Origin of the sequence: Amycolatopsis sp. M39 (assembly GCF_001651785.1) — a bacterium.
In the GTDB taxonomy this organism is placed as follows: Bacteria; Actinomycetota; Actinomycetes; order Mycobacteriales; family Pseudonocardiaceae; genus Amycolatopsis; species Amycolatopsis rubida.
On the sequence record NZ_LWSF01000008.1, the window covers coordinates 203,328 to 229,674 of the forward strand.

13 protein-coding genes and 1 pseudogene are annotated in these 26,347 nt (G+C 67.5%); 9 read left to right on the forward strand and 5 right to left on the reverse strand.

The window, feature by feature from the left end:
• Nucleotides 1-44: 44 nt before the first annotated feature.
• Nucleotides 45-1,403 carry a hypothetical protein gene (locus A4R44_RS21375; protein WP_067583453.1) on the reverse strand — a complete coding sequence of 453 codons (1,359 nt, stop codon included), beginning with the start codon at nt 1,401-1,403 and terminating at the stop codon, nt 45-47.
• 135 nt (nt 1,404-1,538) lie between these two features.
• Between A4R44_RS21375 and A4R44_RS21380 the strand changes: the two genes are divergently transcribed.
• The 4 genes from A4R44_RS21380 to A4R44_RS48135 all read left to right on the forward strand — a co-directional run bounded on the left by A4R44_RS21380 (nt 1,539) and on the right by A4R44_RS48135 (nt 4,471).
• Entirely contained in the window at nt 1,539-2,708 is a 1,170-nt protein-coding gene (locus tag A4R44_RS21380) for an acyl-CoA dehydrogenase family protein (RefSeq protein ID WP_067583456.1), read from the forward strand.
• Nucleotides 2,705-2,971, forward strand: coding sequence for a MoaD/ThiS family protein (locus A4R44_RS21385; RefSeq protein WP_067583459.1), 267 nt, complete (start codon nt 2,705-2,707; stop codon nt 2,969-2,971). The genes A4R44_RS21380 and A4R44_RS21385 overlap by 4 nt, the downstream gene beginning before the upstream one ends.
• Nucleotides 2,964-3,764 (forward strand): methyltransferase domain-containing protein, encoded by an 801-nt coding sequence (locus A4R44_RS21390; RefSeq protein ID WP_067583462.1) that lies wholly within the window; start codon nt 2,964-2,966, stop codon nt 3,762-3,764. The genes A4R44_RS21385 and A4R44_RS21390 overlap by 8 nt, the downstream gene beginning before the upstream one ends.
• A gap of 566 nt (nt 3,765-4,330) precedes the next feature.
• A complete protein-coding gene (locus A4R44_RS48135; RefSeq protein WP_157904950.1) occupies nt 4,331-4,471 on the forward strand; it encodes a hypothetical protein in 141 nt (46 codons plus the stop codon).
• Between the two features lie 234 nt (nt 4,472-4,705).
• On the opposite strand, the gene A4R44_RS52475 is transcribed toward A4R44_RS48135, so the two are convergent.
• Both A4R44_RS52475 and A4R44_RS21395 read right to left on the reverse strand, forming a co-directional pair.
• Nucleotides 4,706-5,002 (reverse strand): hypothetical protein, encoded by a 297-nt coding sequence (locus A4R44_RS52475; protein ID WP_369805922.1) that lies wholly within the window; start codon nt 5,000-5,002, stop codon nt 4,706-4,708.
• Nucleotides 5,003-5,388: 386 nt separating this feature from the next.
• On the reverse strand, nt 5,389-6,387 hold the full coding sequence (locus tag A4R44_RS21395) for a winged helix-turn-helix domain-containing protein (RefSeq protein ID WP_067583465.1): 999 nt from the start codon (nt 6,385-6,387) through the stop codon (nt 5,389-5,391).
• A 65-nt stretch (nt 6,388-6,452) separates the two neighbouring features.
• Between A4R44_RS21395 and A4R44_RS21400 the strand changes: the two genes are divergently transcribed.
• From A4R44_RS21400 to A4R44_RS45985, 4 genes are all read left to right on the forward strand, one after another.
• Nucleotides 6,453-7,691 (forward strand): MFS transporter, encoded by a 1,239-nt coding sequence (locus tag A4R44_RS21400; protein ID WP_067583468.1) that lies wholly within the window; start codon nt 6,453-6,455, stop codon nt 7,689-7,691.
• Between the two features lie 352 nt (nt 7,692-8,043).
• The gene (gene glyA, locus A4R44_RS21405; RefSeq protein WP_198545386.1) at nt 8,044-9,486 is read left to right on the forward strand and encodes a serine hydroxymethyltransferase; all 1,443 of its coding nucleotides are present in this window, start codon (nt 8,044-8,046) and stop codon (nt 9,484-9,486) included.
• A complete protein-coding gene (locus A4R44_RS21410) occupies nt 9,483-23,456 on the forward strand; it encodes a non-ribosomal peptide synthetase (protein ID WP_067583474.1) in 13,974 nt (4,657 codons plus the stop codon). The genes glyA and A4R44_RS21410 overlap by 4 nt, the downstream gene beginning before the upstream one ends.
• Entirely contained in the window at nt 23,453-23,710 is a 258-nt protein-coding gene (locus A4R44_RS45985; RefSeq protein ID WP_095213499.1) for an MbtH family protein, read from the forward strand. The genes A4R44_RS21410 and A4R44_RS45985 overlap by 4 nt, the downstream gene beginning before the upstream one ends.
• A 72-nt stretch (nt 23,711-23,782) precedes the next feature.
• On the opposite strand, the gene A4R44_RS21415 is transcribed toward A4R44_RS45985, so the two are convergent.
• The gene (locus A4R44_RS21415; RefSeq protein ID WP_067583477.1) at nt 23,783-24,154 is read right to left on the reverse strand and encodes a hypothetical protein; all 372 of its coding nucleotides are present in this window, start codon (nt 24,152-24,154) and stop codon (nt 23,783-23,785) included.
• A gap of 790 nt (nt 24,155-24,944) precedes the next feature.
• Nucleotides 24,945-25,376 carry a hypothetical protein gene (locus tag A4R44_RS48140; RefSeq protein WP_157904951.1) on the reverse strand — a complete coding sequence of 144 codons (432 nt, stop codon included), beginning with the start codon at nt 25,374-25,376 and terminating at the stop codon, nt 24,945-24,947.
• A 593-nt stretch (nt 25,377-25,969) separates the two neighbouring features.
• Between A4R44_RS48140 and A4R44_RS50565 the strand changes: the two are divergent.
• Nucleotides 25,970-26,347: pseudogene (locus A4R44_RS50565) on the forward strand (5-methyltetrahydropteroyltriglutamate--homocysteine methyltransferase); the annotation flags it as partial.

Below are 26,347 nucleotides of genomic sequence, written 5' to 3' on the forward strand. Positions count from 1 at the left end.
AAACGGCCCAGATAATCCACAATGGACACTCGCGCACAGCTATTTCAGATGCCCGAACGAGTGAAGCCGGCACAGGAATCGGGTAAGGCCGCACACCGCTGGAGGAAAGCGCGGGCTTCGGAGTTCCGGTGGAATGGCCGAAGGCGCTTTCTCAGATCACGCATCGCGATGGTCACTCGGCCGGAGCACAGACTCGAGCAGGCATCGAGGAAACGGTCCGCGGTGGCGCAGGCGCGAGTGAGCAGGCCAAGGTCGAGTTGTCGTTCGGCGAGCTGGGCAAGTGTCAAAGCGCGCGAGCGGCGCTCGGCGGGCGGGTAATGGCGCAGCGCGGAACGCAGCGACTCCGCCGCCCCGGAGATATCGCCGTCGAACACCCGGATCGATGCGGCATGGTAGTTCAGCTCGCCCCGGTGATAGGAACCGAAGGTCGGTGCCGGCCCGGTGGCCCGGCTGAGGCTCTCGTGAGCACGCCGGTGCGACGCGAGCGCCGCCTGCCCGCGCCCGAGCGCGGCGTAGCTCAGTGACACCTGGGCATGCAGGAAGGCACTGGTGTGCGGCTGGGCGTGGGGGTCCCCCGCGGAGAGCGCGGCGAGAGCCAAGCCCAGGGCAGGCCTCCCGTGCCCGAGATGAGACGCCTGCAGGCTGAGCGCACGCAGCACGATGGCGTACCGGAGCGGGTCGCGGTTGAGGACCGCGAGGTCGAGCGCGATGCGATAGTAGCGCTGGGCCAGCCCGTGCTCGTTGCTGTCGAAGCACGCGAACCCGATCAACAGCACGAGGTCGAGAGCCGAACCCAGCAGGCGCCGATGCGCGGTACCGGTTTCCAGGCGAGCGAGGTGCGGGAGGACGTCATCGGCGAGGTAGGCGGTCAGCGCGCTCCTGCCGCGACCGCCGCCGAACCGGTGATTGGCGGAGACGAATGCCTGAATCAGGTGGTGGTCCAAGCTCGACCGCGCCGAGTCCCGGTCGGGCTCGCGTTGCCAGCGGTCCTCCCATCCCCCCTCCGGCCACGCGGGCGCCACAAGCACATCCAGCCGGTACACCGAGCGAGCGAGGCGGCGACGGCCGACGAGATCCAGGTCGGTCCGGACCAGCTCAGTCAGCGCCGCGATCCCGCTGCCGGCGCTTCCGGCGGGCTGCTCGGCCGTGGCCAGGTCCATGCCGAGGTCGGCGAGTGCGACCGGGCGGCCGAGCCTTCGGGTCAGCACTTCGGCGATCAGTGCGGGAACCGGGCCGCGAGGGCGGGTCCCGGTCAGCCAGTGCGCGACAGCTGTCCGGTCGTAGCGCAACGACAACCCGGCCTCGGAGCCCGCCTTGTTCACCGCGCGCGCCAGACAGTCGAAACTCCATCCGCCGGCGTCCAGCAGGTCCCGAAGCCGGTCGTTGCGCGCGCTGCCCGACATAGTGCCTCCACCTGGTCCGGAGAGGAGATGCTCGGCCGTTCAACATGTTCAACATTTAGATTGCTCAGCACGGCTGCGTTGCCGCAAGGCCCGACGGTGTACTGAGAGTCCCACTCCGACGACTGGAGGCAGTCAGTGCTCGATGTCACGGGCAAACGGGCCGAGATCGCCGACATGGTCCGATCCCGCTGGGGAACGCTGCTCGACAAGGTCGGCGAGACCGTGGTCGAACGAGACGAGGCACGGCTTCCGCCTCCGGCGGACCTGATGGGCGCGCTCGCGGCCGCCGGGTACCACCGGCTTTCCCTGCCCCCGGACATCGGCGGCACCGGGGCCGATGTCCTGACCTGGGGCATGGTGCTCGAACAGGTCGGCTACCGCTGCCTGGATTCCGCACTCCCGATGATCGTCAACCACGCTATCGACATCGCGCGGTTCATCCACGAGTCGGGGCGGCCCGGCTTGATCGAGAAGTACGCCGAACCGATCGGCCGAGGGGCCGTCTGCGCGGGCGTCGCCTATACGGAAGACGCGGACGCCTGGTCCTTCCGCACCGTGCTCCGGCGCAAGGGCGGCGACTTTGTCCTGTCCGGCCACAAGTCCTACGTGACGGCCGGCGTCATGAGCGATGTCTTCCTCGTCTACCCGCTCGATGAAACCGGGGACATGGTGGCCTGCCTGGTGGAACGGAGCGACCCCGGCGTGACGGTGACGCCGGCGGAACCTGTCGGCATGCGGACCGCGGGAGCCGCGTCCCTGACCTTCCAGGACGTTCCGCTGACCGCGGAACGCATCCTCGAACCGAGCGACGGGCTCACCCACGCGCAACGATTCCTGAGCGATCAACGGCTGTGGATCACCTGCGCTCCGCTCGGACGGGCGCAGCGGGTCCTCGAAGACTGCGTCGCGTGGCTGTCGGGCAGTGTCCGTTACGGCGAACCGGTCGCCGGGCTGAAGAACGTGGAATCGACGCTCGGGCGGATGTACGTGGCGATCGAATCCTCTCGGGCCATGCTGTATCACGCTCTTTCCCATGTCGAAGCGGGCCGCGCCGAGCCGGTGTTCGATCCCACGCTCTCCGCGGCCAAGTGTTTCGCGGCGGACCAGATCCGGTTCGTGCTCGAATCAGCGCTTCGCGTGATGGGCGGCCAGGGCTTCTACGGGACACCGCATCTGGGCCGTTTCCTGCGCGACTTCACCGGTCTCCCGATCGTCGCGGGAACCAACGACATCCTGGAAGTCAACCTCGGGGCAGGCGTGGTGGCACGATCGGGCCGCCACAAGGAGAACGGAGACCGCGCATGAACATCCAGTTCACGGGAATCCTCCTGCGCGCCGCGAACAACAACCACAGGGTCGCGATCGACGCGACCACACTCGCCGGCGCACTCGCCGAACTCACCGCGAAATTCCCGTCGATGGACCGGGTCCTTCTCGACAACACCGGAAACCTCCGCACAGCACACCGCGTCTTCCTCAACGGCGAACTGATTCCGCACCCCGACAGGGCCATGCCGCTGGGCGACGACGATCGGATCGAGTTCTTCACCGCGGTCGCGGGTGGCTGAGAACAAGCCGGGGACGGCGGCGCCAGGCGGGAAACACTGGAACGCCAACGCGCGCGACTGGGCCGAGATCCAGGAACGCACCGCCCGCCCCGCGTGGCTCGCCGTCCTGAACGAGCTGACGCCCTCTCCGGGACGGCAGTTGCTGGACCTGGGCTGTGGCGCCGGCGGGTTCGCCAGGCTGGCCGCCGGGCGGGGCATCAGGGTCAGCGGGCTGGACACGTCGGCCGCCCTGGTCGCCATCGCACGCACCCGGACCTCCGCGGGAACCTTCCGGATCGGCGACATGGAACAGATTCCCTTCCCTGACGACGAGTTCTCAGCGGTGACGGCGTTCAACAGCCTCCACTTCGCACGCGATCCCGCCAAGGTCATCGCCGAGGCGATTCGCGTCACCCGGCCCGGAGGGCACATCGCCATCGCCGCGTGGGACCCGCTCACCGACTGCGACGCGCTGGCGTACCTCCTCGATCTCGGCGGGCTGATGCCGGCGACACCGCGCCGAGCGCAACCGTCGCCGGACCTGACCGATCCCGCATCCGTCCGCCGCCTGCTGTCACACGCGGGCCTGACCCTCTCCCCCGACCGGACCGTCGAATGCCCCTGGGAGTATCCCGATCAGGAGACCGCCCTTCGCGGGCTCCTTTCCACCGGCCCCGCGGCGGCCGCGATCGGCCACGCCGGCCTGGCGCGGGCGACGGAGACCATCACCGAGTCCATCTCGCCCTACCGACGCCCCGACGGCTCATACCTGCTGCGCAACACCTGCTTCACCATCACCGCCACCGTCACCTGACCCACGCACCCGGACAACGGGAGAGTCCGCCAAGATCGTCGCGTTCGCCAACGAGCGTCCCCGCACCGCACGCGCACGCCGGCGGCAGGTCCTCGCCGGCGTGCGCGAAGAAGATCCGCGAACGAGAACTCCGCGCCGAGTACAGGAATCCGCCGCTCCCGCCCGATCTCTCTTCCGGCAAGGCCATCTCTTCGGTCCGCCCGAGGATCGGCGAGCGGGCCGCCGCAGGCGTTCTCGCGGAAGCATTCTTCGATCGTGCGGTGGACGAGGACAGACGGTGGTCGCGGTGGTCCCAGAGTTGCGTCTGGACGAATCTGGCGATCGCTGAGACCGGCTTCGCCGCGGCGCACGGCCAGCTGCGGCAGAACGCGGCTTGGCCCACGCCGCTGGACAGCGGTCGCGATGGGCGGTGGCAAGGTGGTACCGGTCCGGGATCCGGAGCCAGTACCGGCGGCGGGGCGGGAGCCGGTGCGGCGGTTCGGGTCGCACCGCGGGCAGCGTCACCGGCCGGGCCCGCAGGTGTTGGTCAGAACCGGTCGTCACCATGCGCGTCGCGGGCCGAGGCGGTGCTGCTGCAGATGCTGGACTTCGCCGGCGGGGCGACCGAAGTGCTGTCGCAGCCGATCCGGCTGCGTTTCGAGGCCCAGGACGGGCTGCGGGAGCACATCTCCGGCTTTTCGCCGACACGAGCGCGGGCCGGTGGCTGATCGACGCCCGGCCCCGCGGTCGAATCGAGCCGCCTGACGAGGTCGCGTTCGCCGCGACCGGGGAGGTGGGGCTGGTGCTGGGCTGGGGTTACCTCGTGGTGACCGGGCGGATGCCGCACGTCGCGGACACGGTGGACCAGTTCTCCGCGCAGCGGCGTCCGTTGACCGACCGGCTGGGCATCAAGGAATCGCTGCTGGCATGTCTGGCAGAAAGGCCGGAGCTGTCCGGGGAACTCACCGCAACCACGATCGCCCCGCCGATCGCTCGCGCTGGTCTGCCGCACCTGCTCTGGCCTCGCGAGGTCGGCATGAACCTGGCCTCGCCGCTGAGCGACCGCACCCTGATCGCCTCGGCCAGGTCGACCGGGCGGGGTGAGACGGGTGCTGGATCCGGAGCCGGGCGATTCCGTGCACCGACGGGTCGGCCGACAACCCGCCGATCCGTGCGATCAATTCGTCAGTCGTGGTGCAGTCGGGAAGTTCGATACTGCGTGGGTCAATGCCGACCCGCCGACACCTATTGCGCTTCATCTTCACCTAGGCATGCGAGGCGGAATCATTCCCCACAAGTACCGTCGCCAAGACCGTCTTACGGCCGGTCCGATCTACGAAACGCTGAGCGCCCGCCGTGGGGTTCGGCCAGCAGTGACTGGGCCGGCCGGGTGCCATCCATGATCTTCGCAGGCACGAAAACCTCCCACTCCGCAACGAGTGAGGGGCACCCAGGCAGGCGATGCCGTCTCTCCGGTGGTCAACCACCCTGACGCCAGTCGTACCTGATCAGGGCTACCCGATCAATCAGTGCGGCAAGAGGACACGCCGCAAGCCCAGCGTCGCCGACAGCGTCGCGGGCATTTCAGGAACTCTTATTCGCAGGTCGGACACACGCAGTTGTCGGGCTTTGCCGGAAGAAGTCTCTATCCTGCGACCGCAACGTCGGCACCGCCCGCAAGGGCGTCTCCGAGCGGTGTGCGGGAATAGAGCACCGTCCGGCCGGAGCGGGCTTTGTCGACGAGACCGGCGTGACGCAGCACGGACAAGTGGTCGCCGACGGCACCGGTGGAGATCTTCAGGCTGTGGCCCAGTTGTGTTGTGCTCGCCGGTAGTTCGAGGGCAAGGAGTACCCGGGATCGGTTTCGTCCGAGGAGCCGGTCGAGATCGGCAGTGTCCGGGTCCGCTGCGGCCGACCAGAAGGCATCACTGCCCCGGGCGGTGTAGACGATGGTCCTGGGCCATGCGGGTTCGGAGAAAATCCCCACCCGGGGACACAGCATGACCGAGGGCACGAGTAGCAGGCCGCGGCCGTCGCTGGTCACATGTTTGCTGGGTCGGTGCCGCGGAACGGTCAGTGCGCCGCCCGCCCAGCGGATACGGGCGTTGAGGCTGCCCAGAGTAGTGAGCCAGCCGTGCCGGCCGAGCTGGCCGAGCCGGTAGACGATGTCCCGTTCCGCGATCGCCCGGAGTCTGGGCCATTCGGGTTCGAGTAGTTCGTGCCAGGCGGCGTGGAGGGCATCGCCGATCCGCGACACGACATCTGTCGCGGCGAGCACGCACATCACCGCCTTGTTGCGGCAGGGACGGACACCGAGACAGAAGTCGATCTCTGCGCGGGCGGCAGCGAGTGAAGTGCCCCGCACAGCGACAATGTCCTCCTCGAAGGTCTGTCTCGGTCCGACGGGCGGCGGCGCGGTGAAGCACGGTTCGTAGTGCCTGCTCTTCAGCGCCAGCACCGCGTTCAGGGCCGTCCGGCGACGCAGGTCTTCGAACGCGGGCCGCAGGGTCGCGGCCCAGTGCTCCGGGAGCGGGTCCGGCGACAGGCCGGCAAGCTTGCGCAGCAGGGAGTCGAGCTCGGCGATCGGCGACAGCGCGAAGCGGGTGCGAAGGAGGTCGTCAGCATCGAGTTCCCAGGTCAGCATCGCCTGATGTTACGCTGTGAGACGTAACATTGGACGCTGACAGTGACCCTCGCGAGCATCGGAGCATGCAAGAAGCCCCGGGGGAAAAGGCGACGTACGGCCAGGTTTTCGCTGACCACCGGTTTCGGGTCCTGTTCGCCGCCCGCGCGCTGGGCGTCACCGCCGACGCGTTGCGGTCAGTCGCCCTGTCGATCCTGGTGTTCAACCGGACCGACTCGCCGTTGCTGGCCGCGGTGGCGTTCAGCATCGGTTTCCTGCCGCAGGCGATCGGCGGAACCTTTCTCGGGGCGCTGGTCGACAGATTCCCGCCACGCGAGCTCATCGCGACCGGCTACCTCGCCCAGTGCCTGACCGGGATGGCTCTGGCGTATGCGCACCTGCCGGTCACGGTCGGCCTGATACTGGTCGGCGCGGTCGCGTGTGCAACGCCGGTCTTCACCGGGGCGTCGAGCCTGTTCGTCGCCGAAGCACTGCACGGGGACGCATACGTGCTCGGGCGGTCCCTGTTCTACCTCGTCGCGGTCGGTGCTCAGCTGGCCGGGCTGGCCGGCGGCGGCGTGGTCACGGCCGTGCTGGGTGCTGAGCACACCATGGCCGCGACAGCGGTGCTTCATCTCGCAGCTGCGCTGACCACGCGGCTGTGCTTGCCGCGGCAAGCTCGGCCGGAACGAAACAAACCAGAAGCGGTCGTACGGGCGAGCTGGCAGCGCAACAGGCAGCTCCTCGGCATCCCTGCCGTGCGAAAGCTGCTGCTTGTCCAGTGCATCCCGTCGGGCTTCGCCGCGGCGGCGGAGAGCCTGCTGATCCCCTACTGTGCGGAACGTCAGTTCACCTCGACCCAGGCCGGCTTCCTGCTGGCCTGCCTGCCTGCGGGTATGCTTGTGGGAGATCTCGCCGTCGGGCGGCTGCTGGAGCCCGCTGCGAGGGAGCGTCTGGTGCTCGCGTTGCTGCTGACCCTCGCGCTGCCATCTGTTCTGCTGACCCTGCCCGTGCCCTACCCGGTTGTTGTCGTGGTCTTCATTGTCACGGGCAGCGGATTCGCCTACCTTCTCGGGATCCAGCGGGCCTTCCTGGCCGCAGTGCCCGAGCAGCTACGCGGGCAAAGTTTCGCACTCCTCAACACCGGGACGATGACGACGCAGGGAGCGGCGCCGGCCCTGTTCGGCGGGATCGCGGAGTTTCTGCCAGTCGCTGTCGCCGTCTCCCTGACCGGCGTTGCCAGCCTGGCAACCACCCTGTCCCTGCGCAGGACAGTGACGCACGACTGGGGAAAGCCTACGAAATCCGTGACCGAAACTTCGTGACACCCGGCAAAGCGACGGATCTGGCGCTCATTGACGCTCATCTCGCCAGTTGGACGGCAATTATCATTTCCTAGTCAAATCTATTTCGGCCAGATGGCAGGCGTCGAAGCGCTGGCCCAACCAGTCAATTCCGGTGATCGACCTTCCCCCCGATCGTCGTATGGACACCGCCCTTGAGGCGTGGATACGGTGGAGACGGTCGCGTGGATCAACTCTCGCCAGAGTGCGACGCCGTTGGGCCGCGGCGAAGCGGGAACAGAGATTCTGCCGTAAACCCGGACTGCCGATCTGATGGCGTTGACGTCGAATTAGGCGAGATTCGAAAGATATGCGCGGTCGCGTTTTTGCGGCCGTGCTGATTGTTGTGGGCACAAAACGCGGTAAACCTTTTCTCGTGCGCGCACTTTGGAACATGAGTATGCGCGTCGAGAATTTTGAAGGGGGAAATGACGACGTGTCGCCAACTGCACTGAAGCGCGGCCTGAGGGCGACCTCAGTGGGGCAAGACGATCCGCAGCTGTCGCGCCTCCTGGAACAGGAGGCGCGGTACCAATCGGCGGTCCTGCCCCTCGTGGCCCACGCGAGCCTCGCTCATCCCTCAGTTCTCGCCGCGGCTGGCTCGGTGCTGTCGCATTGCACTGCCGAGGGATACCCGGGACGCCGCTTCCATGCCGGCGCGAGGTGGTTCGATCAGGTCGAAGAACTCGCTGTCGCACGAACGAAGGCCGCGTTCCGCGCGCAGTATGCGAACGTGCAACCACACTCGGGTTCGGCAGCGAACTTCGCAGTACTCGTGAGCTTGCTGGACCCCGGAGACACTTTGTTAGGCCTCGCCCTGGACGCCGGCGGTCACCTCACACACGGCGCGCCGGCGTCGGTCACCGGCAAGCTCTTTCGGTCCGTGACGTACGGCGTCGGTGCCGGCGGCCTGATCGACTACGACCAGGTCGCCGAGCTCGCACGGAGGCACCAGCCACGCCTGATCGTCGCCGGGGCGAGTGCCTATCCGCGGCGGCTGGACTACGTGCGGTTCCGTGAAATCGCCGACGAGGTCGGCGCGTACCTGCTCGCCGACATCTCGCACGTTTCGGGATTGGTGGCCGCCGGCGTGCTGCCCAGCCCAGTCGATGTCGCGCACGTGACAACGACCAGCACCTACAAGCAGCTCGGTGGCCCCAGGGGAGGCCTGATCCTGCTCGGCGCCGACCACCGGGCCAGCGGACCGGACGGCCGGACCCCGCTTTCGGCGGTGCTCGACCGCGGCGTCTTCCCGATGACGCAAGGGACCCCGAACGCCGCCGCCATCGCGGCAAAGGCACGGGCCCTCGATCTGGTGTGCGGAGACGGGTTCAAAGAGGTCGTGCGTCAGATCGCGGCCGACGCCGTCGCACTGGCCAAGGCACTGGGCCACGGATTCGACCTGCTCACCGACGGGACAGACACCCATCTGATCGTGCTCGACCTGGCTCGCACCGGACTGACCGGCGTCATCGCGGAACGTGCGCTCGAGGAATGCGGAATCCTCGCCAACCGCAATCGGGTCCCGGGTGACAGCAGGCCACCGCAGATCGCCGGCGGCTTGCGCCTGGGCACCAACATCGTCGCCCAGCGTGGCCTGACTCCGGCAGACATGGCGGGATGCGCTCGTCTCGTCGCCGAAGTGCTGTCGGCGGTCGAACCGCTCGGTACCACCGAGTACCGGCTCGCCGCCGGCGTCAGGAACGCCGTGGCGGACGAAGTGGCCGAACTGTCCCTGCGTTTCCCCGTTCCCGGCGCAGGGGTGACATGCGCATGACCGCCACCGGCCTCCTGCCGACCGACCACCTCCGGAAGCCGGGGCGGACACCATTCCATCGGTCCGCGAGTCGGGCGATTGACGCCGAACTGCTCGGGCGGGTGCACGAGCTCGCTGGGGAATGCCGGACCGACGCGGCTCACGTCCTGCTCGCGACTCTTGCCGCGATATTGAACCGCTACTCCGAAACCGAATCCGTGACCGTGGGTATCGACAAGAATTCGGTGCTCACCATCGAGGTGCCGGCGGATCCGACGTTCGCCGAGTTCATCAGCGTGGTCGCCGGGACCCCGATCCGGCAGCGCAGCTCGGATCCGGCTGCTGTCGTCTTCCGGAACACGGCGTGGGACGAGCCGGTGGCCACGCACGACGTCGTGCTCACGGCCAGGCTTGACGCACCGGAACCCGAGCTCCGGGTCACCTACGACGCCGGCCTGTTCGAACTGCCGACGATCGCCCGCCTGCTGACACACTTCACGACCCTCCTGGCCGCCGGTGTGGCCGATCCTCAGATCAGGCTTCGCTCGCAGGCACCGCTCCTGACGGCGGACGAGCTGCAGCTGATGCTGATCGACTGGAACCGAACCGAACAGGAACTCGGTGAGGATCGGTGCCTGCACGACGAATTCGCCCAGCGCGTCGACGCGGCGCCCGGAGGTATCGCCCTGATCCATGACGGCGGCACCTGGACCGCGGACGAGATCGACAAAGCCGCCAACCGGCTGGCGCATCACCTGCAGGACATAGGTGTCGAACGCGGCTCCCGGGTCGGTCTCTGCGTCGAGCGCGGGGCCAACCTGCTCATCGGTGTCCTGGGCGTGCTGAAAGCCGGAGCTGCCTATGTTCCCCTGGACGCCGGATATCCCGCCGAGCGGTTGGAGTTCATGCAACGTGACTCCGGATGCCGGTTCCTGATCACCGAGTCCCCGCAGCTGCCCCTGCTGCCCCGGCCGGATGGATGCCGGGTCGTTCTACTCGACCGCGACGCCGAGGCGATAGGCCGCCGCCCGGGCAGCCGGCCCGCCGGGCGCGCGGACGCCGGCGATCTCTGCTACGTCATCTACACCTCAGGCTCGACCGGCAGGCCCAAGGGCATCGCGCTGCGTCATCGCGGTGTGCTCAACAACCTGCGCGACCTCAACAGCCGGTTCGCCGTCGGAAACGAAGACCGCGTGCTGGCGCTCTCGTCGCCCAGTTTCGACATGTCCGTCTACGAGTTCCTCGGTGTCACGCTCGCCGGCGGTGCGGTCGTGGTCCCCGTTACGGACCGGCTCAAGGACCCGGCTCACTGGCACGAGCTGATCAACACCCATCACGTCACCGTGTGGAACTCGGCTCCACCCCTCGCGGAAATCTATCTTGAGCACACGCGCACGCTTATGCCGCAACCGCACACCGGTCTGCGGNGTCTGCGGCTCGCCCTGCTCGGTGGCGACTGGGTCCTGCCCACGCTTCCGGAGCGACTGGACTCGGTGGCACCCGGGATCCGGGTGATCGTCATGGGCGGAGCCACCGAGTGTTCCATCCACTCCACCCTTTTCGAAGCCGGGCGGCCGCTGCCCGGCTGGCACAGCATCCCGTACGGCCGTCCAATGGCCAACCAGCGGACCTACATCCTGGACACGGCCGGCCGGCCGTGTCCTATCGGTGTGCCCGGTGAACTCCACCTCGCCGGAAAAGGGCTCGCCGCAGGCTACGTCGGAGCCCCGGCGCTGACCAGCGAACGGTTCTTCGACTGGTCGTACGGCCCGGTCGAGGCGGAGCGGCTCTACCGCACCGGCGACCTCGCCCGCTTCCGCTCCGACGGCCTGATCGAGCTGCTCGGCCGGGTCGACGATCAAGTGAAGATCCATGGTCACCGGATCGAGCCCGGGGAGATCGAAGCAGTCCTCCGGGCGGACCCGACGGTCGCGGGCGCCGTTGTAGTGGCCAAAGAAGACGATCGTGGCGAGCGTGTCCTCGCAGCCTACGTGGTGCCGTCGGGAACGGGAGTGGCCGATCCCGCTGAACTCCGGGATCGGCTTCGCGAGAGGCTCCCGGCCCACCTGGTGCCTTCGGCAGTGGTCGTTCTGGACGCCTTCCCGCTCAGCCCCAACGGGAAGGTCGACCGGCTCGCGCTGCCCGCACCGGAGGTCCGCGACGGCGGCCAGGGCCGCGCACCCGGTAACGCGACAGAGGAAACGCTGTGCCTGCTCGGCGCCGAAGTGCTCGGGGTCGAGCGGCTTTCCGTCGACGACGACTTCTTCGAACGCGGCGGTCACTCGCTGCTCGCCACCCGGTTCACCAGCCGCCTCCGTACCACCCTCGGCATCGGATTGACCGTTCGGGATCTCTTCGCCTCACCCACAATGGCGGCTCTGGCGCGTCAGCTCGTGCATGCGAAACCCCGCGACCGAGCGGCGTTGAAACGGGCAGCCCGGCCTGATGAACTGCCGCTTTCTCCGGTGCAACGGCGCATGTGGTTCCTGGACCAGCTCGGCGGCCCGGCGTCGGCACACAACGTCCCGTTCGTATTCCGGCTGTCCGGCACTCTCGATCCGGACGCACTGTCCGCGGCACTTCGCGACCTCATCGATCGCCACGAAGCGCTGCGCACGATCATCACCGCGTCCGACGGGGTCCCCGCGCAGGTCGTGCTCGAAGCACCGCAGGTCTCCGCGGTCATGAGCCGGATGCAGGTCACCGCGAGCGGGCTGGAAGCCGCCCTCGAAGAAGCAGGCCGGCACGTATTCGACCTGTCTCGTGAGCTTCCCGTGCGCTGCCACCTATTCGAGACAGGCCCGACCAGCCACGTTCTCCTCGTGCTGATCCACCACATCGCAGCCGACGGCTGGTCGCTGGAACCGATGGCTCGGGACCTTCAGAACGCCTACCTCGCTCGGCAATCGAACCAGGAGCCCGGCTGGACACCCCCCGAAGCGCAGTACGCCGACTACGCCCTCTGGCACCGCGCTCTGATCGGCAACTCCTCCGACCCGGCCAGCCTCGCGGCGCGACAGCTCGACTACTGGGCCGCCCAGCTCGCCGGTCTGCCCGATGTCACAACCCTGCCCACCGACTACCCGCGTCCCCGCGCCGCCTCGCCGGCGAGCCGCGCCGCGCGCTTCACGATCCCGGCGCCGGTGCACCGGCAACTCACCGACCTCGCGCGGCGCACGAGCAGCACTCTGTTCATGGTCCTCAATGCGGGGCTCGCCGCGCTGCTGACGAAGCTCGGAGCCGGAACAGACGTGGCGGTGGGCACGCCGATCGCCGGGCGCACCGACGACGCCTTGGACGGACTTGTCGGGTTCTTCGTCAACACTCTCGTGCTCCGCACGGACACGTCGGGCAACCCCGGCTTCGCCGAGCTCCTCAGCCGCGTCCGGGAAACCGCGCTCGCTGGGTACGAAAACCAGGACGTGCCCTTCGATCAGGTCGTCGAACGGGTCGATCCACCCCGATCTGCCGCACACCACCCGCTGTTCCAAGTCAGCTTGGCGGTCCAGAACACCCGCGAACCACGGTTTGTCGTACCCGGACTCCGGGTCACGGTGGACCGGCCGCCCGCGCTCAGGTCCCAGGCCGACATCCACATCGATGTGATCGAGCACACCGCCGACGACGGAAGTCCGACGGGTCTCAGCTGCACGGTCGACTACGCGGCGGAGCTTTTCGAACCTGGCGGGGTCGACACTGTCTTCAGCCGTTGGCTCAGCCTGCTGGAGCAAGCCACGACGGACCCGCAGCGTCCGCTCGGCGAGATCTCACTCCTGAGTGAACAGGAGCACGCCCGGATCGCGGCCAGGAACGAGACGGCCACCTCCGTCGGCGATCTCTCCTTTCCCGAGCTGTTCCGACGGCAGGCCCGGGCCGTGCCCGACGCCCCGGCGGTCCTCTCCAGTGAGGAAACCTGGTCCTACCGGCAGCTCGAGGAGCAGTCGGCCCGGATCGCGGCCTGGATCGCCACCCGCGGCGCCGGACCGGACAGCCTCGTCGCCGTCGCTCTTCCCCGATCCGCGGCTTTCATCGCCACAGTCGTCGGGATCCTCCGGGCCGGAGCCACGTTCCTTCCGGTCGACCCAAGCTACCCGGCCGAGCGCATCGCCTACCTGACCGCCGATTCCGCCCCGGCCCTAGCCATCACCTCAGCCGAACTCCAGACCGGCGCGCTGGCGGGCTACACCGCCATCGACTCGCCCGCTATCAGCGCCGAGATCGCCGCCTGCCCGGCCACAGATCCCGAACCCTCGGACCGTCCACACCTGGACAACGCCGCATACGCGATCTACACCTCGGGTTCGACCGGCCGCCCCAAAGCGGTGATCGTCACCCACCGCGGGCTCAGCAACTACCTGGCCTGGTGCCGTCGCCGGCATCCGGGGCTCTCCGGCCACCCGGTACTGCACTCGTCGATCTCGTTCGACCTGACAATCACCACCCTTCTGGGCACCCTCGTGCAAGGTGGCGCACTATCGGTCGTCGCCCAGGACGAGACCCTGCCGGACGGGCTACGCGACCTGCCCGAGGGCAGTTTCCTGAAAGCCACACCGACTCACCTGGAACTGCTGCCGGCTGCCGCTGACGGGTTTTCCGGCGCCGCGGACCTCGTCATCGGCGGAGAGCAGCTGACCTGGGAGGCTCTGGGGCCATGGCGGGCCAGCCACAGCACCTCCTCGGTCGTCAACGAGTACGGGCCCACCGAGTTCACGGTCGGCTGCGTCGAGTACCGGATCAACCCCGGTGACGCGGCATCCACCGGCCCCGTCCCGATCGGCCGCCCGATTGCGAACACAGCGGTTCACGTACTCGACGATCGGCTGCGGCCGGTGCCCGACGGGGTGGCCGGCGAACTGTACCTGGCCGGAGCCGGATTGGCGCGCGGCTATCTGGGACGCGGCGCGCTGACGGCCGGCCGCTTCGTGGCCGACCCGTACGGCCCAGCGGGATCGCGAATGTATCGCACGGGGGACCTGGTTCGGTGGACCGGCAGCGAACAGCTCGAATTCGTCGGCCGACGGGATGACCAGGTAAAGATCCGCGGACATCGGGTCGAACTGGGCGAGGTCGAGGCAGCCTTGCGGGCAGAGGAGTCGGTGGCGGCGGCCGTGGTGGTGACCCGTGAGGACACCCCCGGCGATCGCCGGCTCGTGGGCTACGTGGTACCGCGGCGGCCCGGCACGACGAACCCCGCCGCACTGCGGCAGGCTTTGCGGTCAGGGCTGCCGGAACACCTGGTGCCGTCCGCGCTCGTCGAACTCGGCACAGTTCCGGTGACGGCCAACGGCAAGCTCGACCGGCGGGCTCTGCCTGCGCCGGACTACTCGGCCGGCGAGTCCGGCCGAGCGCCACGCAACGAACGCGAGGACCTCCTGTGCGGTCTGTTCGCCGAGGTGCTCGGCACTGCACGGGTGTCCATCGACGACAACTTCTTCGACCTGGGCGGCCACTCGCTGCTCGCGACGAAGCTCGTCAGCCGGATCCGCGCCGTCCTCACTGCCGAACTGCCCATCCGCACGCTGTTCGAAACACCCACGGTGGCCGGCATCATCTCCCGGCTGCACTCCCCGGAACCGGACCGTCGCCGTCTCGAGCCACAACCCCGTCCCGACCGCATACCACTCTCATTCGCCCAGCAACGGCTGTGGTTCCAGGATCGCCTGCAAGGGCCTTCGGCAACCTACAACATGCCGCTGTCGTTCCGGTTGACCGGACCACTCGACACCTCAGCGCTGGAGGCCGCCCTCGCCGACGTCGCAGGTCGGCATGAGTCGCTGCGTACGACGTTCCCCGATCTGGACGGAGCCGCAGAGCAGGTCGTCGTTCCGGCGGCGGAAGCGTTGCCGGAGCTACGCCGCGTCCGTGCCGTACCGGCGCGGCTCGACCACCTGGTGCGGTCGGCAGTCCGGTACGAATTCGACCTGAGGCACGAGATCCCTCTCCGCGGATGGCTGTTCGAACTCGGTGAGGACGAACACCTCCTGCTCATCCTGATCCACCACATCTCCGGCGACGGCTGGTCGATGGCGCCGTTGGCCAGAGATCTGGTCACCGCCTACCGGGCACGGCGCTCCGGGCGCGCACCGGCGTGGGAACCCCTCCCGGTCCAGTACGCGGACTACACACTGTGGCAACGGGACCTGCTCGGGGACACCGCATCGACCGACAGCCTGCTGGCAAGGCAGGTCGGTCACTGGGCCCGGCAGCTAGCCGGCCTACCCGATGTCGTGACGTTCCCGACGGACCGGCCACGGCCGACGGTGGCCTCCTACGATGGAGCATCGGCCCGTTTCGCTCTCACCGCCGAGCTACACGAGCGCCTCGTGAAATTCGCCCGGCAGTCGGGCTCCACACTCTTCATGGTCGTGCAGACCGCACTGGCCGCGCTGCTGACCCGCCTGGGAGCCGGCACCGACATAGCCGTCGGCACGCCGATCGCGGGCAGGCTGGATCAGGCGCTCGACGGGCTCGTCGGATTCTTCGTGAACACGTTGGTGATCCGCACGGACCTGACCGGCGACCCAACGCTCGCGGAGCTACTGGCTCGCGTCCGCGAGGTCTGCCTCTCGGCGTACGAGCATCAGGACGTCCCATTCGAGTACCTCGTGGAGCGGCTCAATCCGGAACGATCGCCCGCGCACCATCCGCTGTTCCAGGTCATCCTGGCGGTGCAGAACAACCAGGAAGCGACGTTCGACCTGCCCGGCCTTGACGTGCGCTTCGACACGCCGCCGACCGGCCGCTCCCAATTCGACATGCACCTCGACCTCGTCGAGACCCATGCCCCGGACGGCCGGCCGAACGGCATGACCTGCACCATCGACTACGCGACCGAGCTCTACGACCCAGCAACGGTGGCGACAGTCTTCGGCCGATGGCAGCGGATCCTCGAAACGATCGTCGTCGCCCCGGAGACGAAGCTCAGCGCGCTGCCGGTCCTCACCGCCTCCGAACGCGACAACTTCCCGGCCGGCTCCTCCGGTGACCACTATCCCTGCCGCGACGTGAGCCTGCCTGAGCTGTTCTCCGAACAGGTCCGCGCCAAGCCCGGCCAGGTCGCGTTGACCGACGGAGACATCGACTGGACCTACGCACAACTCGACAGCTGGTCCGACCGCGTCGCCGCCTGGCTGCGCAACCTCGGCCTCCGCCCCGAAGAGCTGGTCGCCATCGCGCTGCCGAGGTCGGCAGGCCTCGTCGCGACCCTGATCGGCGTGCTGAAGGCCGGTGGCGCTTACCTGCCCGTCGACAGCGCATACCCCGACGAGCGCATCGGCTACCTGATCGCGGACGCCACGCCGGCGGTCATCGTCGCGTCGCCCGGCACGACCGAGAGGTTCACCAGGCTGGCTCCCGCCGGCGTCGTGACGACTCTGGACTCCATCGACCTGGCGGACCCGACCGCCGCCGGTCCGATTACGCGGCCGCACGTACAGCCGGAGCAGCTCGCGTATGTCATGTACACGTCCGGTTCGACGGGGCGGCCCAAGGGCATCGCGACCACCCAGCTCGACGTCGCCCATTTCGTGCAGGACCCCGCCTGGACCACCGGGCACAGCCGGGTCCTCGCGCACTCGCCCCACGCCTTCGACGGATCCACCTACGAGATCTGGGTTCCGCTGGCAGGCGGCGGAACGGTCGTGCTGGCCCCACCTGGCAGCGAAGATCCGGACACGCTCAGCTCATGCATCGACCGGAGCGGAGTCACCGCCGTCTTCATGACGTCGGTCTTGTTCACCCTGATCGCGGCCGAGTTCCCGGAACGCCTCCGTGGTCTCACCGAAATCTGGTCTGGCGGTGATGTCCTCCCGCCAAGTGCGGTCGCGAAGATTCGCGCTGTCGCCCCGGACCTCCGTGTCGTTGACGTCTACGGGCCCACCGAGACCACCGCGTTCGCCACCTACTTCCCGATCGGCGGCGGCCTCGATCCCTCGGTAGACCTACCGATCGGACGCCCCTTGGCCAACACCCAGGCGTATGTGCTCGACGACCGGCTCAACCCGGTTCCGGCACTGACGCCAGGCGAGCTGTACATCGCCGGTGCCGGGCTCGCGCGCGGTTACCTCAACCGGTCGGCGCTGACCGCGGCCCGGTTCGTCGCCAATCCGTTCGGTCGCCCCGGCGAGCGGATGTATCGCACAGGTGACTCGGTCCGGTGGAACGCCGATCGGCAGCTTGAGTTCCTCGGCCGCACTGACGACCAGGTCAAGATTCGCGGTCACCGCATCGAACCAGGCGAGGTGGAAACGCTGCTGCGTGCCCATCCCGGGGTCCGGGCAGCCATCGCGCAGGTCCACGAACACACTCCGGGCGACAAACGGCTCGTCGCCTACATCGTCCCGGAAGGAGACCGCGGCTCCGGTGACGCCATCGCGACGGACGACCACGTCTCGGAATGGGGTGAGATCTACGACTCCATCTACGCCAGGGACGAACACGCGGGTCTCGGGGAGGACTTCTCCGGGTGGAACAGCTCCTACACCGGAGAACCGATCCCACTCGATGCGATGCGTGAATGGCGCGCCGCCACGGTGGACCGCGTCCGCGCTCTGGACCCGCACACGCTGCTCGAGATCGGTGTCGGCACCGGCCTCCTCCTCAGCCACTTGCTGCCCGCAGTGGACGAATACTGGGCGACGGACTTCTCCCAGCCCGTCGTCGCGCGGCTCGCGAAGCAGATCGCGCAGGCGGAAGGGACGTCTCGTGTCCACTTCTTGAACCGCGACGCCGACGACTTCTCCGGGCTGCCGACCAGCCACTTCGACACGGTAGTGATCAACTCCGTGGTCCAGTATTTCCCGTCGGGCGAATACCTCGCTCGTGTCCTTGACGGGGCGCTCGAGGCGCTGGCACCGGGTGGCCGGATTTTCTTGGGCGACATTCGCGGCAAGGCCTCCCTGCGCGCGTTCCACTCGGCCGTCCAAACGCTCAGGCTGGGACCGGACGCCGACGTCGCACGCCTGCGCGCAGCGGTCGACTACGCCGTCAAGATGGAGAAGGAACTGGTCGTGGACCCGGACTTCTTCGCGGCGTGGGCGGACGCCCATCCCCGTGTCGCGGGCCTCGACATCCGGCTCAAGCGCGCACGCAGCCACAACGAGATGTCGCGGCACCGCTACGAGGCCGTCATCCACAAGGTGCCGGTGCCGGCCTGCTCCGTACGCGACCTTCCGGTAGTCCGGTGGAGGCAAGAAGACCTCGAGATGCTCGCCCGCTCACACGACGGCGCCGTCCGGATTCAGGGGATCCGCAACGCCCGCGTCGCCGGAGAACATGCCGCCCTCAAGTCGTGGGAAACAGCTCCGGCATCTTCTACCCTGGACGACGTCCAGCGGGACGCCCTGCCCGAAGCGGCAGCCCTCGATCCCGAGGAGGTCCACGAATGGGCCGAAACAACTGGTCGAAGAGTCATCACGACCTGGTCGGGAAACGACGCCGAGCATTTTGACGCCCTCGTCTTTCCCGACCCGGCCGAGGCGACCGGCCCGCTCACCGGCACCTGGGTCCCCGGCGCGGCTCGCCGTAACCCGGTCAACTCACCAGCAACCACCCGGACCGGCGGGCAACTCGTCCAGACCCTGCGCACCATGCTCGCTGAGCGTCTACCGGACTACCTGGTTCCCGCTGCATTGATGCTGCTCGACGAGATCCCGGTGACCGCCAACGGCAAGATTGACCGCCGGGCCCTCCCCGCGCCGAACTACGCGATCGCGAGTGCCGGACGTGACCCACGCGACGGCCGCGAAACAGCACTCTGCGTACTGTTCGCTGAGGTTCTCGGGGTCGATCGCGTGACCATCGACGACAGCTTCTTCGACCTGGGCGGTCATTCGCTGCTGGCAACGCGGCTGGCAAGCAGAATCCGGAGCGCTTTGCGCGTCGATCTCCCGGTACGGGCATTGTTCGAGACACCGACCGTGGCCGAGCTCGCCCAGCGCCTCGACGATGCGACCGCCGAGGGCCGGCCTCTGCTGGCCCGGCTCGAACGGCCCGAGCATCTCCCTCTGTCCCATGCCCAGCAGCGCATCTGGTTCGCGAGCAGGCTCGAAGGGCAGTCGCCGACGTACAACATGCCGTTCGCCTTCCGGATCAACGGAACACTGGACACCGGTGCCCTCATCGCGGCATTGTCGGATCTCACCGAACGTCACGAGCCGTTGCGGACCATCTTCCCCGCGCCCGATGGCACTCCCGAACAAGAGATCCTGGACCGGATCGACCCCGGATCGAGCTTCGGGTACGTCACGGCCGAACCCGAACAACTCGAGTCGCTCCTTCAAGCTGCGGCCCGGCACGAGTTCGACCTGTCACAAGAGAACCCGTTCCGGGCCTGGCTCTTCGAAACCGGCCCCGGACAGCACACACTGCTGATCTTGATTCATCACATCGCAGGCGACGGCTGGTCGATGGCGCCGTTGGCGCGTGACCTCCTCAGCGCGTACACCGCCCGCGTCGAGCGAAAGCCACCGTCGTGGCTACCACTTCCGGTGACCTATGCGGACTACACGTTGTGGCAGCGTCGGCTGCTCGGTGACGCGGAGGACCCCGGGAGCCTGATCTCCCGCCAGACTTCGTACTGGACGCAGCAGCTGGCAGGGCTGCCCGAGGTCGTCAGTTTCCCCACGGACCGACCCCGGACGGCAGTGATGTCCCATGCCGGTGAAACACAGTGGTTCGAAGTGCCGGCACAAGTGCACCGACGGATCGCAGCCATGGCTCGCGCGGCCGGAGCCAGTACGTTCATGGTGTTGCAGGCCGCAATGGCAGTGCTCATGACCCGGATGGGTGCGGGCACGGACATCGCACTCGGCACCGGAATCGCCGGCCGCACCGAGGAAGCCCTCGAAGGGCTGGTGGGGTTCTTCGTGAACACCCTGGTCATCCGGACCAACACAGCCGGCGCCCCGCGCTTCGCCGACCTGCTCGATCAAGTGCGTGAAACCAGCCTCGCTGCCTACGAACAGCAGGATGTCCCGTTCGAGCATCTCGTTGAGAAAATCAACCCCTCGCGCTCCGCGGCGCGTCATCCGCTGTTCCAAGTGGCGCTGTTCCTGCAGAACAGTCCTGTCGAACGGTTCACACTCCCAGGCCTCGAAGTCGAGGTCGGCGAAACCTCCACCGGCAACTCGGTCTTCGACCTCTTCTTCAGCGTGTCCGAACGCGACAATGAAGCAGGACTCGACATCATGGTCCAGCATCGCACCGACCTGTTCGACGCACGCACGGTCGAGGCCATCATGCGACGGTGGCAAGTCGTGCTCACCGAGGTCCTGGCCGACCCGCAGGCGCGGATACCGGAGTTCGACCTGCTCGGCCCAGCCGAGCGGGTCGAACTACTCGCCAAGCGCAACGAGACCCAGACCAGCCCGGTGGACGAATCACCGGTCGTGGACTTCGAGCGGTGGGCACACCGGACCCCGACTGCCTACGCGGTCGAAGACGGTGGCAGACCGGTCACCTATCAGCAGCTCAATAGCGCAGCCAACCGTGTCGCGCGGCTACTCCTTGAGCGTGGTGTGGGCCCGGAGACCACTGTCGCGGTGCACCTGGGCCGCACGCGTGAGCTCGTGATCGCGATACTCGCCATCGCCAAGGCCGGAGCGGCCTACCTCCCGCTCGACCCCGCCTATCCGGCGGATCGCATTGGTTTCCTGCTCGACGACGCGGGTCCGGCCGTCCTGCTGACCGGGCGAGACCACACCGGCGCGTTCGCCAGGCGGACGAGGGCAACCCTGGTGCTCGACGAGTCGTCGCTCGTAGATTTGCCGACGGAGCTGCCAGATCCCGACGTCACGGAGCACGAGCTTCCCGCGCGCAAACACCTCGATCACGCGGCCTACCTCGTCTACACCTCCGGCTCCACCGGGCGGCCAAAGGGTGTTGTGATGTCTTACGGCGCTTTGGCCAACCTGGTCAGCTGGTGCGGCTCCACGTCACCGGTGAGCGTCGGTTCCCGCGTTGCGCAGTTCGCCGCGACGAGTTTCGACGTGTCGATCCAGGAGGTCTGGTCCGCACTGGTGACGGGCAGGACACTCGTACTCTGCCCGCAGGAGGTCCGATACGACCCGCTGGCCCTGCACAGCTGGCTGACGCGTAACTCGGTGGGCGAGTTGCACCTTCCCAGTGTCGCGCTCCACACATTGCTGGAGGCGCTTCCGGGAGCCAAAGACGACCTCGCGCCGCTGACTGATGTAATCCAGGCCGGTGAGCGCCTGGTCTGCACGCCCTCGCTTAAGCACGCCGTGGCGCGCAACAATGAGCTGAAGGTTCACAATCACTATGGTCCGAGCGAAACCCACGTCGCGACCGCCTGGTCCGGCAGCGCGGGCATCGCCGGCTTGTCCACGATGGACGTACCCATCGGTCGCCCCATCGCCAACACACAAGTATACGTGCTCGACGAATGGCTCAACCCCGTGCCCGATACGACCCCGGGCGAGCTCTACATTGCAGGCGCAGGGCTCGCGCGTGGCTATGTCAACCGGCCTGGGCTGACTGCGGCCCGGTTTGTCGCCAACCCCTTCGGCGCGTCGGGCGGGCGGATGTATCGCACCGGCGATCTGGTCCGTTGGAACCTGAACAGGCAACTGGAGTTCCTCGGCCGTACCGACGACCAGGTCAAGATTCGCGGCCACCGGATCGAACCGGCCGAGATCGAGTCGGTCATGGCCGCGCGTCCTGATGTGGAGGCGGCGGTAGTCCAAGCACACGAACATCTGCCGGGCGACAGCCGGCTCGCCGTCTATCTGGTTCCGCGGCCAGGCTGTCGGCTCGACGAGGCAGTTCTGCGTGCAGCATTGAAGGAGAAACTGCCCGACTACATGATCCCGTCGGCCTTCGTGGTGATCGACTCGCTTCCGCTCACGCCCAGCGGCAAGATCGACCGTCGCGCGCTGCCTGCGCCGCAGTACACGCTCAAGGCTTCCGGACGCGCGCCGCGCAGCGAGCGGGAGACCGTTCTGTGCAAGATCTTCGCCGAGGTGCTGGGCACCCACGACGTTTCCCCGACCGACAACTTCTTCGAGCGGGGCGGACACTCCCTGCTCGCGGCGAAGCTCAGTGTCCGGGTCCGCCGTCGGCTTGGCATCGACCTCCCTGTCCGGGCGCTGTTCGAAACGCCCACCGTGGAGGGGATAGCCGATCGGTGGGGTAAGAACTACGGCGAAGATTCGCTCGGCCAGGTGCTCGGATTCCGCACCGGCGGGTCGGCGTCGCCCCTCTTCTGCATCCATCCCGGAGGCGGGCTCAGCTGGCCGTACGCAGGCCTGCTGTCGCATGTAGACCGTGAAGTGCCGATTTACGGCCTGCAGGCGGAGGGGATCGTTGAAGGAGCGTCCCTGCCGTCGCGGTTGGCCGCCATGGCTCGTGACTACGCGGACCGAATCGTGCGCACTCGTCCTGGCGAGGCTTGTCACCTGCTGGGCTGGTCGTTCGGCGGCAAGGTGGCCCACGCCGTGGCCACCGCTCTGCAACACCGCGGCGTGAGCGTGTCGTCCTTGACGATCATCGACTCGGTACCGGGTGCGATCGACGATCCACCCGCCGGGCCGGGGCGGCAGGCGGCGGTCTATGCCGACATCCTTGGGATGATGGGGCTCGCCGCCGACGACATCCGGCCCGAAATGCTCGTCCACGAACAGTTCGCTGCCACATTGCGCGGCAGGGCCGCCCCTCTGGCCGAACTCGACGTCGAACAGGTCGGCCGGTTGGCAACAGTCATGGCGAACAATCTCGAACTCGCCCGGGAACCGGTCCCCGAAGTCTTCGACGGTGATGTCCTGGTCGTAGCGTCGAGCCGGACCCTGATGGAGGCAGGCGTGTCCGCGGAGGATTGGCGGCGCCATGTCCACGGCGACGTGCGTTTCCACGTTGTTGACTTCGAACACCTTCACCTGATGACTCCTCCAGCTCTTGCGGAGATCGGCCCCGTGGTCGACGCCGAACTGCGGCGCGCACGACAGCCAATGACCGGAAAGGACGAGGGAGCATGAATCCCTTTGAGAACGACGAGCAAACATACCTGGTCCTGATCAATGGCGAGGAGCAGTATTCCCTGTGGCCTTCGTCGATCGCAGTGCCGGCCGGGTGGACGGTCGTCTACGGCGAGGAATCTCGGGCAGCCTGCGAAAAATACGTAGACGCGCACTGGACCGACCTTCGCCCAGCAAGCTTGCGGCGGATGATGGTCGGAGACCGGGGCGAGGGCGATGCTGTCCGGACACCTCACCCTGTGCTCGGTCGGTAGAGCGGTCAGAGCAGGATCGATGCTGGCGATCTTCTTCGGCTGTACAGAAGGTGCCCATTCGAACGGCATCTCTCACCGCCCGTCGATCAGGTGCTGATCACGGGGCACCGTCTCAGCGGAGGACGCGCACCCCTGGAATAGGTCTCTCCGCCAGTCAACGGCCCGAAGAGCGGCGAGATCCATTCCAAGTTGGTTCTTGAAGCTGAGTTCTTCGGAGAAGGTCGGGTACTCGATGGCCGAGACCACAAGGCGTGCCTGTTCGAGTGCGTGTTCGACCCTTTCGGCGCGCCGGCCGTTGAGTACCGACGCGACCACGCCGCCGGTACCGGCGCCCATGGCGAGACCTGTCTTGATCACCTCGATCCGGTCGGCATTGCTGCCGACTTCTACGAGCGCAAGAAGGGTCATGACCGCGGTCGACGTGGCCGCGACGACTGGCACCACGACTACCAGAGTTGCCCACCACCATGTCCCCGCGCGGCGCTGCCATCGACTCTGCGATCCAATGAACCTGCGCCTCGGATCCGTCTCCCCGTCCATGGCGACATCATCGCGGCCGGGAGGGATAGCAAGCGAGCGTGTTCGGTGATGCGGCGCGCAGGCGCGTACACCTGTTGAACTGGGCGGACCAGGGTTTGGCTGACACCAGCTTCCCGGCGACAGGCGCGCTCTCGACTTGCTGAACGTGTTCACTCGCTACCGAAGCCACCTGGAGCAGTGCGTCGACAACGGACCCGTCAGTCCAGCGATGACAGTTACCTTGGTCAAGTGACAGATATCGCGGTCCGTCACTGCAACCGCAGGTAGTTGTGACGACAGGCGATAGCTGGCATCGCTGGCGGCGCGTCGTGTCTGCCGGCTTCAGCGTGGTGCACTTGGATGTCGCGGTGGTGGTCGAGCAGGTGCCGGTGTGGTCGCATGCGTGCAGCTGGGTCGACCTGGCGTGGAGCGCGTCCTCGTTCGTCGACGGCCGTGCCAGTTGCGGTTGGAGGAGTGTCCGCGACGGTGGTCCGGCTGGGCGGCGGCGAGGTGTCGGTCCCGGTTCGGGATCTTGCCGAGGTCCAGACAGCCGCGCGGGAACCGGTGCGGCGGTTCCCGCGGTATCGGTGTTCACGGCGTCGCCCGGGGCTTGAGTATCTGGTCAGCACAGGACGGATGCACGGGTTCGAGTCGCTGGCTGAGGCGAGGCTGCTGTTGATGCTCGACTTCGCAGGCGGCGTGACGGATGTCCAGCTCAGCCATGGTTGCGAGCAAGGACCTCACGCCAGAGCTGGTGCAGCAGCACATCGATGAGATCCTCGACCCCGCCACCCACACCCCGTTCGCCACGATCGGCAAGCAGGACCTTTCCGTCGTGAGAAAGTGATTCTCCGGCAGAGAAACTGAACAACACCGCACCGCCAGCGAGGCCGCTCACCGCGGGCAGCGACGCCGTCGAAGCGCCGATATCGCACTCGGCCCGCATCCCGGGGACGACGAACCCGAGTGTCGAGGTCTTGCTGACGTCGATGGTCAACGCCGCCGTGGCCACCACGGCAATCCTCCGCCTCGCGCGGATTCCCCGGCACGGCGAGGAAATCGGCCGTCTGGTCGAGCCGTGCGCGAGCGCCGCGCCTCCCGCGACGAGCAAGCCCGCTGCATCGACGAATATCTCCGCCAGCTGCATCCCGTGCGGCCGGGAGCCGGGCGGGGCATCGCGAACGCCTGGAAGAAACCCGCCAGGGAAGCGACCACCACCAGCGCTGGAGTGACTCGCCAGAGCGACCGGGGCACCCGGGAAGTCGTCACCATGCCGGCCACGCAGGGGCGCCGGCCGGGCGCTGGAAGCTCCAACCGATCGAGAACGCAACAGTCTGTACCGCGCGATCGGATCGAGGAAGCTGGTTGTCGGGCCCCCTGGGGGGACTGGGTTCCTGCGCGACGCGGACGCAGCACGTCCTTCCTCCGTTGATCCGAGCAACGGCGATTACAGACTCCGGCCAGGGGCGAAAGTCGCGCGGCCGATCTCCCTCGCCGCGCAGATTCTGTCATTCCGACTGCTGGCGGATCTCATCCGCACTGTGGCCGCCGTACGGGTGATTCCTGTTGACGTAGCCATGTCTAAAGCTGGAATAATTTTCAACGGCCGTGCTGGGGTGTCACGAGCGCCACAAAAACACGGTCCCAGAAGCGCCGAATATCCGTTCGTGAATTCGCGTCCGGGAAGATCGACTGAGTTCCCAATGCGGCAGAATCCGCCTCTGCTCCAGAGGAGAAACGATGGCCATCCCGACTGAGCCGATCGGCAGCATCCCGCGCCCCGGGCATCTGCTCAGCGCGCTGGACGAATTCGCTGCCGGAAGGATCAGCCAGGATACCCTCGCCGAGCACCAGGATCGTGCGCTGGCCGACACTATCGCCCTGTTCGAGCAGACCGGTTCTCCGGTGATCACCGACGGCGAACAGACTAAACCGAGCTTCGCCACCTATCCCCTCGACGGCTCCGACGGACTCGCTCCGGACGGGGTGGTCATTCCGTTCGCCGACGGGCACCAACGGCAACTGCCCAGGCTGACGAAGGGACCGTTCCGTTACACTCGCCATGCCGACGAATTTCTCCTGCGAGCTCGCCAGAAGACGGAATCTCCGGTCAAGCAG